The following is a 12,919-nucleotide window of genomic DNA, read 5'->3' on the forward strand; positions in this document are numbered from 1 at the left end:
GGCGCCTCATGGTAGATAAAATCGTCATCGCCAACCGTGGTGAGATCGCCCTGCGTATTCTGCGTGCCTGTAAAGAACTGGGCATCAAAACCGTAGCGGTTCACTCCACCGCGGATCGCGATTTGAAACATGTGCTGCTGGCAGATGAAACCGTCTGTATCGGCCCGGCACCCTCTGTAAAAAGTTACCTGAATATCCCGGCAATCATTGCTGCTGCTGAAATTACCGGCGCGGTTGCGATTCACCCGGGGTATGGTTTCCTGTCTGAAAACGCTGACTTCGCTGAGCAGGTTGAGCGCTCCGGCTTCATCTTCATCGGCCCGCGCGCCGAGACCATCCGCCTGATGGGCGACAAAGTCTCTGCGATCAACGCGATGAAGAAAGCAGGCGTGCCGACGGTACCCGGCTCCGACGGTTCGCTGACCGATGACATGGAAAAGAACCGTGCCTTCGCGAAACGCATCGGCTACCCGGTGATCATCAAAGCCTCCGGCGGCGGCGGCGGTCGCGGTATGCGTGTGGTTCGCAGCGACAAGGATCTGGAAGAATCCATTAACATGACCCGTGCGGAAGCTAAAGCGGCTTTCAACAACGACATGGTTTACATGGAGAAATACCTGGAGAACCCGCGCCACATCGAAATTCAGGTGTTGGCAGACGGCCAGGGCAACGCCATCTATCTGGCAGAGCGTGACTGCTCCATGCAGCGCCGCCACCAGAAAGTAGTGGAAGAGGCTCCGGCACCGGGCATCACCAGCGAAATGCGCCGTTACATCGGCGAGCGCTGCGCCAAAGCCTGTGTGGACATCGGCTACCGCGGTGCAGGTACTTTCGAGTTCCTGTATGAAAACGGCGAGTTCTACTTCATCGAGATGAACACCCGTATTCAGGTAGAGCACCCGGTCACTGAGATGATCACCGGTGTGGACCTGATCAAAGAGCAGCTGCGCATCGCTGCCGGTCAGCCGCTCTCCATCACCCAGGATGAAGTGCGTATCCAGGGCCATGCGGTCGAGTGCCGTATCAACGCGGAAGACCCGAACACCTTCCTGCCGAGCCCGGGTAAAATCACGCGCTTCCACGCGCCGGGTGGCTTTGGCGTGCGTTGGGAATCGCACATTTACGCCGGGTATACCGTCCCGCCGTATTACGATTCCATGATCGGCAAACTGATCACCTACGGTGAAAACCGTGACGTGGCGATTGCCCGCATGAAAAATGCGCTGGCGGAACTGATCATCGACGGCATTAAAACCAACGTTGATCTGCAGCAGCGCATTATGGCCGATGAAAACTTCCAGCACGGTGGCACCAACATCCACTATCTGGAAAAGAAACTTGGCTTGCAGGAAAAATAATATCCTGACTTATTAATATAACGCCCGCGCAATGCGGGCGTTATTATTTATACCTATACATTTATTTCTGCCACGCATTATTCCTGTTACAGCTTCTATTAATTCGTTTTAAAAAGATGGTAAGCTCCCACGCGGTTATTCAACGCACTCTATTAAAGCCAACATCGCGCTCACCTGCATCGCGTTAAATAACACTTTCAATACAGCATCGGATTTTTATATTAAGGAATAATGAATGAAAGGTTATAAGTTTAATCAGGTAGCGCTGGGTTTAGCATTACTACTTGTGGCAGGTTCCGCGCTGGCAGACTCCGCCTCCGCGGAGATAAATTCAATGCCTGTCGCCCCTGCGCCTATCGAAAATAGCTGGTGGGCGAAATATCAATACTCCCAGGGGTTTAATGAGGCATTGTCTCAACTGGCCCTCTCTTTCGAACAGTTGAACAGTGATATCAGCGCAACAGAAGCCCGGTCTAAAGATGTTAACGACCCATTATTCTGGCTGAAAAGGACACTGGAGATTTATCCTGTCGATGCAACCGATAGCTATAATATCCCCGTAACAGAAAGTAATGACGTCAGGCGTGCCCGCCTCACCGGTTTTGACCGCAATAATTATTTCCTGACGCGGGAATATGGCAAGACCGGCGAAGCCATTACCATTCAGGCCGGGACGATCCCGGCCGGTGTCGCCTGTTATGCGGCCATGGATGGGGATATGACAGTCTTTAAAGCGACCGGCAGTGAACAACCGTTGCTCTCTGACGGCACGACCACCTACATACTGCCCCATGACGGCATCCTGCTGTTAGGCTGCAAAGATAACAACAAACATATGGAGAATCTGGATACCGTTGTGCCGATGCAAATTCTCAGCGGCGGTTCACAACGCCATCCGCTATTTATTTTCGGCATCAATAGCCAGAGCGAATGGACAGACTTCAGCCGGCAAACCACACCTACCGGCTATGGCGTATTCTTTGATGGCCGTACCCGTTACGCCGCCAGCCAGAAAAAAATGCTCGCCTCTGCCGATACCGACATCATGCACACCCTGCGGGAAAACCTGCTGCGCACCCTCACCTATGACAAGCTGAATGGCCTGGATGCTTCCTCTGATCTGCACCAGCCGGCGCGCGCGCTGTTTATGGCCAGCTATGATACCTGCTGCTGGGCAAACAGTGCTGCCGGGCAACTGGCGATAGGTTTTGAAGGCAACGTACCCACTACCAGCAGTTGGGGTACCTGGCATGAGTATGGCCATCAATACCAGATGGGCTGGTCATGGAGTAGTCTGAGGGAAGTGACGGTTAACCTCTATTCCCTGGCGGCCTGCTATACCGAGTGGGGCTATGCCGCCCTCAATCAGTGCCATAAAAAAGCGCCTTCATTAGGGTTTACCTGGGATCAGCAAGCCGTGGGTAGCATGATTAAAGCCGGCCAAAGCTGGAATATCGACACCGATCCCGATCTGTCACGCCGTTTAAATATGTTCGCACAATTGATGGCCAGCTATCCGGATCTCTACCCGGCGCTGGGCAAAGCCTTCCGTGAAGACTACAACCGTGCGAAAAACAGAGCAGCGCTGGATGAGACCCCCGAAAAAGTTGACTGGTTCGCGGTCAATACCAGCCGCCTGAGTGGGTATGATCTGCGGGAGTTCTTCACCCTGTGGAACCTGCCTTACAGTGCTGCTGCTGATGAGCAGATCGCTGCGATGAAACTGCCTGCCCCTGCCCAGCCGGTTGCTGCCTATGAAGTGCCGTTGATTCATAGCGGTACGGCGCCTACCACCGCCATGCTGAAGATTGAGGGCAATGAGGATAAAAAGGCCATCGGCTTTATCACCAATTCCGCGAAATTCGGCCCGCAAAGTCTCATCTGGGCAGGCGAAGAGATGTCTACGCTGCATACGCAGGTGGTGGATACGCAGAACCGGGCGTTTAACGTGACGCTGCGCGGCACAAGGTCGATGGGAGGCTGTGAGAGCCATGCGATTAACACTACGGTGGTCTGCGGATCAGCGGGTTCCAGCACCTTCCTCAAAGTCAGTTACCACCCGGAAGATAACCTCGACCTGCCGGCCGGTGAATATAGCGGCACCCTGCCGTTGATCGCCTCCCTCTGGAAAATCCCGGAGCGGACGGCTAACGTCAATATTCCGCTGACCATCAGTAAGTAATCCTTTCCACTGCGGCACCTGCAACCGGTGCCGCAGAAAATCTTTGGGCAACCCCCGCACAATCCGTACAATCCCCCCATCTTTACTTATTTGGAAACGCTATGGATACGCGATTTATTCAGGCGCACCGGGAAGCGCGCTGGGCCGCGGGCCTGACCGTCGCTTACCTGCTGGCCTGGGTGCTGGCGGCCTACCTGCCGGACAGCGCGCAAGGCGTCACCGGCCTGCCCCACTGGTTTGAAATGGCCTGCCTGCTGGTGCCGCTGCTGTTTATTCTGCTCTGCTGGCTGATGGTGCGCGTGGTGTTCCGCGAGATGCCGCTGGAGGAGCAAGACCATGCAAACTGATGTGCTGCTGCCGCTGCTGGGCTACCTGCTGCTGGTGTTCGGCCTGTCGGTGTTTGCGTACCGCCGCCGCCAGCAAGGCAACTTCCTCAACGACTACTTCCTCGGCAACCGTTCAATGGGCGGCTTTGTGCTGGCGATGACGTTGACCGCCACCTACATCAGCGCCAGCTCTTTTATCGGCGGCCCCGGCGCGGCGTATAAATATGGCCTCGGCTGGGTGTTGCTGTCGATGATTCAGCTGCCGGCGGTCTGGCTGTCGCTGGGGGTGCTCGGCAAGAAGTTCGCCATTCTGGCGCGCCGCTATAACGCGGTGACGCTCAACGACATGCTCTACGCCCGCTACCAGAGCCGCCTGCTGGTGTGGCTCGCCAGTTTCAGTTTGCTGGTGGCGTTCCTCGGTGCGATGACGGTGCAGTTCATTGGCGGCGCGCGCCTGCTGGAAACGGCCGCCGGCATTCCGTATGACACCGGGCTGCTGATTTTCGGCATCAGTATCGCGCTCTACACCGCCTTCGGCGGCTTCCGCGCCAGCGTGCTGAACGATGCGATGCAGGGACTGGTGATGCTGCTCGGCACCGTATTGCTGCTGGTGGCGGTGGTGCATGCCGCCGGTGGGCTGCATGCCGCCGTGGGCAAACTCCAGCAGATCGACCCGAAGCTGGTGTCGCCGCAGGGCGGGGATAATATTCTCAGCCTGCCGTTTATGGCCTCGTTCTGGGTGCTGGTCTGCTTCGGCGTGATTGGCCTGCCGCATACCGCCGTGCGCTGCATCGCCTACCGTGACAGCAAAGCGGTGCATCGCGGCATTGTGCTCGGCACCATTGTGGTGGCGGTGCTGATGCTGGGAATGCACCTGGCAGGCGCATTAGGCCGGGCGATCCTGCCGGATCTGAAAATCCCGGATCAGGTGATCCCGACGCTGATGATCGCGGTGCTGCCGCCGTTTGCCGCCGGGATCTTCCTGGCTGCGCCGATGGCGGCGATCATGTCCACCATCAATGCGCAGCTGTTGCAGTCTTCCGCGACCATCGTCAAGGATCTCTACCTGAATGCCCGGCCGGAGGCGCTGAAGAACGAAAAGCGCCTGACGCGCATGACCAGCCTCGCCACGCTGGTGCTGGGCCTGCTGGTGCTGCTGGCCGCCTGGCATCCGCCGGAGATGATCATCTGGCTTAACCTGCTGGCGTTTGGCGGGCTGGAGGCGGTGTTCCTCTGGCCGCTGGTGCTCGGCCTCTACTGGGAGCGGGCCAACGCCACCGGTGCGCTAAGCTCAATGTTAACCGGGGCCGCCAGCTATACGCTGCTGGCCGGCATCGATCTGCATATCGCCGGCCTGCACCCCATTATTCCGTCGCTGCTGCTCAGCCTGCTAGCGTTTACTATCGGTAACCGGTTCGGTAAGGCAGCGATTACTGCGCTGCCGGTGACCGGGCCACAATCATAAAAGAGAAGTGCCATGCCTTGGATTCAACTGAAAATTAACACCCGCGGCAGTGATGCGGAGAGCCTGGGCGATGCCCTGATTGAGAGCGGCGCGGTCTCCGTGACCTTCCAGGACACCCACGACACGCCGGTGTTTGAGCCGCTGCCGGGCGAAACGCGCCTGTGGGGCGATACTGACGTCATCGGCCTGTTTGATGCGGAAACCGACATGAAAGAGGTGGTCGCGATCCTTGAGCACTCGCCGTTGCTGGGCGCGGGCTTTGCCCACCGTATTGAACAGCTGGAAGATAAAGACTGGGAGCGCGAATGGATGGACAACTTCCACCCGATGCGCTTCGGTGAGCGGCTCTGGATCTGCCCGAGCTGGCGCGATGTGCCGGACCCGGACGCCGTCAACGTGATGCTCGACCCCGGCCTGGCGTTCGGTACCGGCACCCACCCGACCACCGCGCTCTGCCTCCAGTGGCTCGACGGGCTGGATCTCGCGGGCAAAACCGTGATCGACTTCGGCTGCGGCTCCGGCATTCTGGCGATTGCCGCGCTGAAGCTGGGGGCGGCGCGCGCCATCGGCATCGACATCGATCCGCAGGCGATTCAGGCCAGCCGGGATAATGCCCAGCGCAACGGCGTCTCTGAGCGCCTGGAACTGTTCCTGCCGCAGGATCAGCCCGCCGATCTCAGCGCTGACGTCGTAGTGGCGAACATCCTCGCCGGGCCGCTGCGTGAGCTGGCGCCGCTTATCGGCTGCCTGCCGAAAACCGGCGGCCACCTTGGCCTCTCCGGCGTGCTGGCAACGCAGGCAGAAAGCGTCTCTGAAGCCTATCAGGATCTGTTTGCGCTTGACCCGGTGGCGGAGAAAGAGGAGTGGTGCCGCATCACCGGCGTTCGACGTTAACATCCTGTTAATACTGATGTAATCTTTTCGCTGCTTATTCCTTAAACAGCACAATCGGCCACCTCCGGGTGGCCAAAATGCCACGATTTGCCCTTTCCCCTGAGAAAAGTGAGTGTACTCTGCGCGCCGCCTCCCGCCGGCAATCCCTGGCGGGTTGGTCACATCACTGCCTGTCCCTGAAACTGCTCAAGAGAAAGAGATGAAACACGCCCTGTTTTTGGCCGCCGCCTTGCTGGCGGGCCTGCCTGCTTGTGCCGCCGATCATGCGGCTGCCCCTGCCGCTGACCACACCGCGGATGCTCATCCCCACTGGGGTTATGAGGGCGAAGGGGCTCCCGCCCACTGGGCGGCACTCTCCACGGATTTCCACATGTGTGAAATCGGCCGCAACCAATCCCCGATCGATATCCATGACGCCCTGAGCGCTCACCCGCGCCCACTGAAGGTCAATTACACGCTCGCGCCGGATAGCATAGTGAACAACGGCCACACCGTGCAGGTTAACGTGCTGCCGGGCAACACCGTAACGCTGGATGGCGAAACCTTCACGCTGCAACAGTTCCACTTCCATGCGCCAAGTGAAAACACCATCAAGGGCAAATCCTTCCCGATGGAGATGCACCTGGTGCATGCGGATGCCGGCGGCGAAGTGGCCGTGGTGGCGGTGATGTTTAACCTGGGCGCGGCGAACCCGGCGCTGGCGGCCCTGTGGCAAAACCTGCCACAACAGGTGAACCAGCCGGTGCTGCTCAGTCAGAAAGTGGACCTCAACGCCCTGCTGCCTGCGTCACGCACCCATTACCGCTTCTCCGGCTCCCTGACCACCCCGCCCTGCACGGAAGGGGTTCGCTGGCTGGTGATGAAAACGCCGCTGACCCTTTCTCAGGGGCAACTGACGCAATTCATCCAGCTGATGCATCACGCGAATAACCGCCCGGTGCAACCACTGCATGGCCGGGTCGTGATTGAATAAGCCTTCCTCTTACCGGCCTGCCATCAGGCAGGCCGGTAAACCGCACGTTTTGTTGCTCCCCGCCTTTCTCTCTGTTGAGCATTATTTAACCACCACCTGAAGTAATCTTCTGATAACCTGCCGGTGACCGCTTACAATAACGGCGGATTCTGCTGCTTTTGCAGATAAAATGCTGTGTTCCAGGGAATATTTTTCTGCTTAATTGTCGATCAATAAATCATAACTTATTGTTATATTTAGTCTATTTTTTACAGAAAGTGACGGGTGTCACCTTTCCCGGTTAAACCGATGCCAATTGTTCAAAGTTTGGCCTTTCATATCGCCGTAAAAATGCGTAATATACGCGCCCTTGCGGACACAGTATGGTCAAAATTTTGTCTATGCGCATTGGACACCACCAACTTACTAATTGCCTGATAGCCGCCCCGATGGCCGGTGTCACTGACCGGCCGTTTCGTGCGTTATGTCACGCAATGGGAGCGGGGATGGCGGTTTCTGAAATGCTCTCTTCCAACCCGGAAGTGTGGCGGACGGATAAATCGCGCCTGCGCATGGTGCATGAAGATGAACCCGGGATCCGGGCCGTGCAGATTGCCGGCTGCGACCCGGAGGATATGGCGGCGGCCGCCAGAATCAATGTGGCAAATGGTGCCCAAATCATCGATATCAATATGGGTTGCCCGGCCAAGAAAGTGAACCGCAAACTGGCAGGCTCTGCATTATTGCAGTACCCCGATCTGGTCAAACAGATCCTTCAGGCCGTGGTTAACGCGGTGGAAGTGCCGGTTACGCTGAAAATTCGCACTGGTTGGGCACCAGAACATCGTAACTGTGTAGAAATTGCCCAACTGGCTGAAGATTGTGGTATTCAGGCCCTGACCATTCATGGCCGAACCCGTGCCTGCCTGTTTAACGGCAACGCGGAGTACGACAGCATTCGGACAGTTAAGCAGACTGTTTCCATTCCGGTTATCGCGAATGGCGACATTACTGACCCGCATAAAGCCAGGGCTGTGCTCGACTATACGGGGGCTGATGCCCTGATGATAGGCCGCGCAGCCCAGGGGAGACCCTGGATCTTCCGGGAAATCCAGCATTATCTGGACACAGGGGAGCTGCTTCCACCCATGCCACTCGGTGAGGTGAAGCGCTTGTTGATTGAGCATGTACGGGAATTGCACGGCTTTTATGGTCCAGGCAAGGGATTCCGCATCGCTCGTAAGCACGTATCCTGGTATATCCAGGAAAATGCCCCAAATGACCAGTTTCGGCGCTCCTTCAACGCTATAGAGGATGCCAGCGAACAGCTGGAGGCGTTGGAAGCATATTTCGAAAATCTTAGCGTAAAAAAAGAGCTGACAGAACTATGTTCGAACAACGCGTGAATTCTGACGTACTGACCGTTTCTACCGTAAATTCTCAGGACCAGGTGACCCAAAAGCCCCTGCGTGACTCGGTTAAACAAGCACTGAAGAACTATTTTGCTCAACTGAACGGTCAGGACGTAAATGACCTGTATGAGCTGGTATTGGCTGAAGTTGAACAGCCACTGTTGGACATGGTGATGCAATACACCCGTGGCAACCAGACCCGTGCTGCCCTGATGATGGGTATCAACCGTGGTACGCTGCGTAAAAAATTGAAAAAATATGGCATGAACTGATTTTTATCAGTTAATTGTCTGTTTAATAAGGCGTTAATCGGCATGGATTAGCGCCTTTTTTATTGCCTGTTTTTCCCGTTGCCCTGCGTTGCGCCCGCCCGTTTTTTATTCAGCGCGCCGCTGATATCTTTACAAAGCGCCGTGATATAATAGCCGCCGAAAGTCGCCTCGCTCGCTAAACACCCCTGTCCCGGTTTACCTCGCGATCTCCGCTTTTGTGTAAAGATTGTGTCGCTTTCGGCTTTTTTCTAAACGATTGCCTGCCCACAGTGTCTACACCCCCGTACCGCTGATGAGACACTTCTCTATAGGCGTTACGCCCCCTTGAATGCCTATATGAGTTCCTGATGATTAAACCGCAAAAATTTACCCGCGCCCTGCTGCATCCCCGCTACTGGTTTACCTGGTTTGGGCTGGGTGTGCTGTTCCTGCTGGTGCAACTGCCCTACCCGGTGCTTTACCGCCTCGGTGTCTGGATGGGCCGCACCTCCATGCGCTTTTTGAAGCGCCGCGTTTCCATTACCCGCCGTAACCTTGAGCTCTGTTTCCCGGGCATGGACCCATGCCTGCTGGAGCGCAAAGTGGTGAGCAATTTTGAATCCCTCGGCATGGGCCTGATTGAAACCGGCATGGCCTGGTTCTGGTCAGATCGCCGCGTCAAACGCTGGTTTGACGTCAACGGCCTGCACAACCTGAAGATGGCCCAGCAGGACAACCGCGGCGTGCTGGTGATCGGCATCCACTTTATGTCCCTGGAGCTCGGCGGCCGGGCAATGGGCCTCTGCCAGCCGATGATGGCGATGTACCGCCCGCACAACAACAAAGCGATGGAAGTCGCCCAGACCTGGGGCCGGATGCGCTCCAACAAAGCGATGCTGGACCGCAAAGACCTGCGCGGCATGGTGCAGGCGCTGAAACGCGGTGAAGCAGTATGGTTCGCCCCGGATCAGGACTACGGCCCGCGCGGCAGCGTGTTTGCCCCGCTGTTTGCAGTGGACCAGGCCGCGACCACCAGCGGCACCTTTATGCTGGCGCGGCTGGCCAAACCGGCGCTGGTGCCGGTGGTGCTGGTGCGCCGGGAAGATGGCCGCGGTTATGAATTGCTGATCCAACCGGCGTTGCAGGATTACCCGCTGGATGATGAAATGGCCGCCGCCGCATACATGAACCGTATTGTTGAGCGCGAAATTATGCGTGCGCCGGATCAGTACATGTGGCTGCACCGCCGCTTTAAGACGCGCCCCACCGGCACGCCGTCACTCTATTGACGCATCTGCACTCCCGGCCTCCAGGCCGGGATTTTTTTGTCCGTTATCCTCTGCGTTTTGCCAACCCCTTTTTTCGCCGCCCTTGTCCTCCCTTTTCATTCTAAGTCATATAATCACCTCTAAAACCATTGCCTTACAAAGCGATTCTCCTGACAAACCCTGATAAGCAACATTATCAAGTAATTGATTTAAAATGACTTTATCTTTAATGATGTGAGCCAGCACACAAAATGCATCTTTTTGCGCCAGGAGATAGCAAAAATAGCGCGCCTGCACTGTTTTGGTGCTATAGGTTTCATAATGCAGGTAAATGTTTCTGTTTCCTTCATTCGCCCCTTTGATTCCTAAGCCTTTTCAAAGTTGGCACCGCCTTTGCTAATACCTTTCAGGGCTCGCGCCCGCGAACAGAAAGGGTGCACCAGGGTGTGCCGATAATGAAAACTCACCGATACCGCCTCACAGGATGCTTTATGAAGAAGATGATGCTTTCGACATTACTTGCTGCCGCCTCTTTTATTGCCGCAGCAAACCAGGCACACGCAGGCACGACACTCGACGCTGTACAGAAAAAGGGCTTTATCCAATGTGGCATCAGTGACGGCCTGCCGGGCTTCTCCTATGCCGATTCCAGCGGCAAGTTCTCCGGGCTGGATGTGGATCTCTGCCGGGGCGTGGCTGCGGCGGTATTCGGCGATGCCAACAAAGTAAAATACACCCCGCTGACAGCCAAAGAGCGCTTCACCGCCCTGCAATCCGGCGAAGTAGACATCCTGTCGCGTAACACCACCTGGACATCTTCACGTGACGGCGGCATGGGCATGATCTTCGCCGGGGTGAACTACTACGACGGCATCGGCTTCCTGACCCACAAGAAAGCGGGGCTGAAAAGCGCCAAAGAGCTGGACGGGGCCACCGTCTGCCTGCAGGCCGGTACTGACACCGAGCTGAACGTGGCGGACTTCTTCAAAGCCAACAACATGCAGTTCACGCCGGTGACCTTCGACCGTTCTGACGAAAGCGCCAAAGCGCTCGACTCCGGCCGCTGCGACACCCTGGCCTCTGACCAGTCCCAGCTTTACGCTTTGCGCATCAAACTCGGCAAACCGGATGAATTCATCGTGCTGCCGGAAGTGATCTCCAAAGAGCCGCTGGGGCCGGTGGTGCGCCGCGGTGATGAAGACTGGCTGGCGATCGTGCGCTGGACGCTGTTCGCGATGCTGAACGCCGAAGAGATGGGCGTAACCTCCGCCAACGTTGACCAGCTGGCCGCCAACCCGAAAACCCCGGACATGGCGCACCTGCTCGGCAAAGAGGGCAACTACGGCAAAGACCTGAAGCTGCCGAATGACTGGGCAGTGAAGATCGTTAAGCAGGTCGGCAACTACGGCGAAGTGTTTGAGCGCAACGTCGGCATGGGCAGTGAGCTGAAAATCAAACGCGGCCTGAACGCCCTCTGGAACCAGGGCGGCATCCAGTACGCCCCGACAGTACGTTAACCCGGTGTGCCCCCGGCCGCGTGCCGGGGGCGCCCTCCCGCTATTGAGTAACGGTGTGATTACGGAACGGCCCCCTGCCGTTCCGTCACTGTTCTGAGGTTCCTGCTATGTCGCAACGCCCAACCGGAAAAGGCGGCCTCTCGCTGACCAACCCAGCGGTACGCGCCTGGATTTACCAATTTATCGCGGTGGCTTTGCTGCTCGCCTGTGGCGGCTATCTTCTGCACAACACGGTGGTCAACCTCTCCACCCGAGGGATTACCTCCGGCTTTGCCTTCCTGAATAACAGCGCCGGCTTCGGCGTGATCCAGCACCTGATTGATTATGAACAAGGCGACACCTACGGCCGCCTGTTTGTGGTCGGCCTGCTGAACACGCTGCTGGTGTCGGTGCTCTGCATTGTGTTCGCCTCGTTGCTCGGCTTTATGGTCGGCCTCGGGCGGCTCTCAGACAACTGGCTGATCCGCAAGCTCTCCACGGTGTACGTCGAGACCTTCCGCAACATCCCGCCGTTGCTGCAAATCTTCTTCTGGTACTTCGCGGTGTTGCGCAACCTGCCCGGCCCGCGCCAGAGCCTTGACGCCTTCGGCGTGGTCTTTATGAGCAACCGCGGCCTCTACCTGCCGTCGCCCCAGTTGGGCGAAGGCGCACTGGCCGGGGTCATCGCCCTGCTGCTGGCGATTGCCGCGATCCTCGCCCTCGCCCGCTATAACCATTTCCGCCAGATCCACACCGGCCGGGTGTGGCGCATCTGGCCCTGGGCGCTGCTGCTGATCGTCGGCCTGCCGCTGCTGGCGCACGCCCTGTTCGGCGCGGCGCTGCACTGGGAACTGCCAACGCTGCGCGGCTTCAACTTCCGGGGCGGCATGGTGCTGATCCCGGAGCTGGCAGCGCTCACCGTGGCGCTGTCGGTTTATACCTCGGCGTTTATCGCGGAGGTGATCCGCTCCGGCATCCAGTCGGTGCCGGGCGGCCAGCATGAGGCGGCGCGCTCACTCGGCCTGCCGAACCCGGTGACGCTGCGCCAGGTGGTGCTGCCGCAGGCGCTGCGGGTGATCATCCCGCCGCTCACCAGCCAGTACCTCAACGTAGTGAAGAACTCCTCGCTGGCGGCGGCCATCGGCTACCCGGACATGGTGTCGCTGTTTGCCGGTACGGTACTCAACCAGACCGGCCAGGCGATTGAGACCATCGCCATGACCATGTCGGTGTACCTGATTATCAGCCTGCTGATCTCGTTTTTGATGAACGTCTACAACCGGCGCATCGCGCTGGTCGAGCGCTAAGAGGCTTC

The 12,919-nt window shown here is 57.5% G+C and carries 11 protein-coding genes; all 11 read left to right on the forward strand.

The genetic code is table 11. The features are described 5' to 3' along the window. Positions 1-8: 8 nt before the first annotated feature. The 11 genes from accC (at position 9) to CYR55_RS19170 (ending at position 12,911) form a co-directional block, all read left to right on the forward strand. On the forward strand, positions 9-1,358 hold the full coding sequence (accC, locus tag CYR55_RS19120; protein WP_101817940.1) for an acetyl-CoA carboxylase biotin carboxylase subunit: 1,350 nt from the start codon (positions 9-11) through the stop codon (positions 1,356-1,358). A gap of 334 nt (positions 1,359-1,692) precedes the next feature. After that, positions 1,693-3,540 (forward strand): M60 family metallopeptidase, encoded by a 1,848-nt coding sequence (locus CYR55_RS19125; protein ID WP_165699632.1) that lies wholly within the window; start codon positions 1,693-1,695, stop codon positions 3,538-3,540. 101 nt (positions 3,541-3,641) lie between these two features. Beyond that, positions 3,642-3,887 (forward strand): YhdT family protein, encoded by a 246-nt coding sequence (locus CYR55_RS19130; protein WP_101817942.1) that lies wholly within the window; start codon positions 3,642-3,644, stop codon positions 3,885-3,887. Continuing rightward, positions 3,877-5,331, forward strand: coding sequence for a sodium/pantothenate symporter (panF, locus tag CYR55_RS19135; protein WP_101817943.1), 1,455 nt, complete (start codon positions 3,877-3,879; stop codon positions 5,329-5,331). The genes CYR55_RS19130 and panF overlap by 11 nt, the downstream gene beginning before the upstream one ends. Before the next feature lie 12 nt (positions 5,332-5,343). After that, complete coding sequence (gene prmA / locus CYR55_RS19140; RefSeq protein WP_101817944.1) at positions 5,344-6,225, forward strand: 50S ribosomal protein L11 methyltransferase; 882 nt, start codon at positions 5,344-5,346, stop codon at positions 6,223-6,225. Positions 6,226-6,424: 199 nt separating this feature from the next. Then, positions 6,425-7,198, forward strand: coding sequence for a carbonic anhydrase (locus CYR55_RS19145; protein ID WP_101817945.1), 774 nt, complete (start codon positions 6,425-6,427; stop codon positions 7,196-7,198). Between the two features lie 380 nt (positions 7,199-7,578). Further along, positions 7,579-8,583: a tRNA dihydrouridine synthase DusB gene (dusB, locus tag CYR55_RS19150; protein WP_101817946.1), complete on the forward strand. Its 1,005-nt coding sequence runs from the start codon at positions 7,579-7,581 to the stop codon at positions 8,581-8,583. Continuing rightward, positions 8,565-8,861, forward strand: a complete 297-nt coding sequence (gene fis / locus CYR55_RS19155) for a DNA-binding transcriptional regulator Fis (protein ID WP_000462905.1) — start codon at positions 8,565-8,567, stop codon at positions 8,859-8,861. The genes dusB and fis overlap by 19 nt, the downstream gene beginning before the upstream one ends. Positions 8,862-9,208: 347 nt before the next feature. Next, positions 9,209-10,129: a kdo(2)-lipid IV(A) palmitoleoyltransferase gene (gene lpxP / locus CYR55_RS19160; protein WP_101817947.1), complete on the forward strand. Its 921-nt coding sequence runs from the start codon at positions 9,209-9,211 to the stop codon at positions 10,127-10,129. A 470-nt stretch (positions 10,130-10,599) separates the two neighbouring features. Next, a complete protein-coding gene (locus tag CYR55_RS19165) occupies positions 10,600-11,625 on the forward strand; it encodes an amino acid ABC transporter substrate-binding protein (protein WP_101817948.1) in 1,026 nt (341 codons plus the stop codon). Positions 11,626-11,732: 107 nt separating this feature from the next. Continuing rightward, positions 11,733-12,911, forward strand: a complete 1,179-nt coding sequence (locus CYR55_RS19170) for an amino acid ABC transporter permease (protein WP_101817949.1) — start codon at positions 11,733-11,735, stop codon at positions 12,909-12,911. Positions 12,912-12,919: the final 8 nt, after the last annotated feature.

It is taken from the genome of Chimaeribacter californicus (assembly GCF_002858675.1).
GTDB classification, from domain to species: domain Bacteria; phylum Pseudomonadota; class Gammaproteobacteria; order Enterobacterales; family Enterobacteriaceae; genus Chimaeribacter; species Chimaeribacter californicus.

What these genes read in the sequence shown, in the direction of transcription:
- accC (WP_101817940.1), top strand. Translation starts at nt 9, where the DNA reads ATGGTAGATAAAATCGTCATCGCCAACCGTGGTGAGATCGCCCTGCGT.
- CYR55_RS19125 (WP_165699632.1), top strand. Translation starts at nt 1,693, where the DNA reads ATGCCTGTCGCCCCTGCGCCTATCGAAAATAGCTGGTGGGCGAAATAT.
- CYR55_RS19130 (WP_101817942.1), top strand. Translation starts at nt 3,642, where the DNA reads ATGGATACGCGATTTATTCAGGCGCACCGGGAAGCGCGCTGGGCCGCG.
- panF (WP_101817943.1), top strand. Translation starts at nt 3,877, where the DNA reads ATGCAAACTGATGTGCTGCTGCCGCTGCTGGGCTACCTGCTGCTGGTG.
- prmA (WP_101817944.1), top strand. Translation starts at nt 5,344, where the DNA reads ATGCCTTGGATTCAACTGAAAATTAACACCCGCGGCAGTGATGCGGAG.
- CYR55_RS19145 (WP_101817945.1), top strand. Translation starts at nt 6,425, where the DNA reads ATGAAACACGCCCTGTTTTTGGCCGCCGCCTTGCTGGCGGGCCTGCCT.
- dusB (WP_101817946.1), top strand. Translation starts at nt 7,579, where the DNA reads ATGCGCATTGGACACCACCAACTTACTAATTGCCTGATAGCCGCCCCG.
- fis (WP_000462905.1), top strand. Translation starts at nt 8,565, where the DNA reads ATGTTCGAACAACGCGTGAATTCTGACGTACTGACCGTTTCTACCGTA.
- lpxP (WP_101817947.1), top strand. Translation starts at nt 9,209, where the DNA reads ATGATTAAACCGCAAAAATTTACCCGCGCCCTGCTGCATCCCCGCTAC.
- CYR55_RS19165 (WP_101817948.1), top strand. Translation starts at nt 10,600, where the DNA reads ATGAAGAAGATGATGCTTTCGACATTACTTGCTGCCGCCTCTTTTATT.
- CYR55_RS19170 (WP_101817949.1), top strand. Translation starts at nt 11,733, where the DNA reads ATGTCGCAACGCCCAACCGGAAAAGGCGGCCTCTCGCTGACCAACCCA.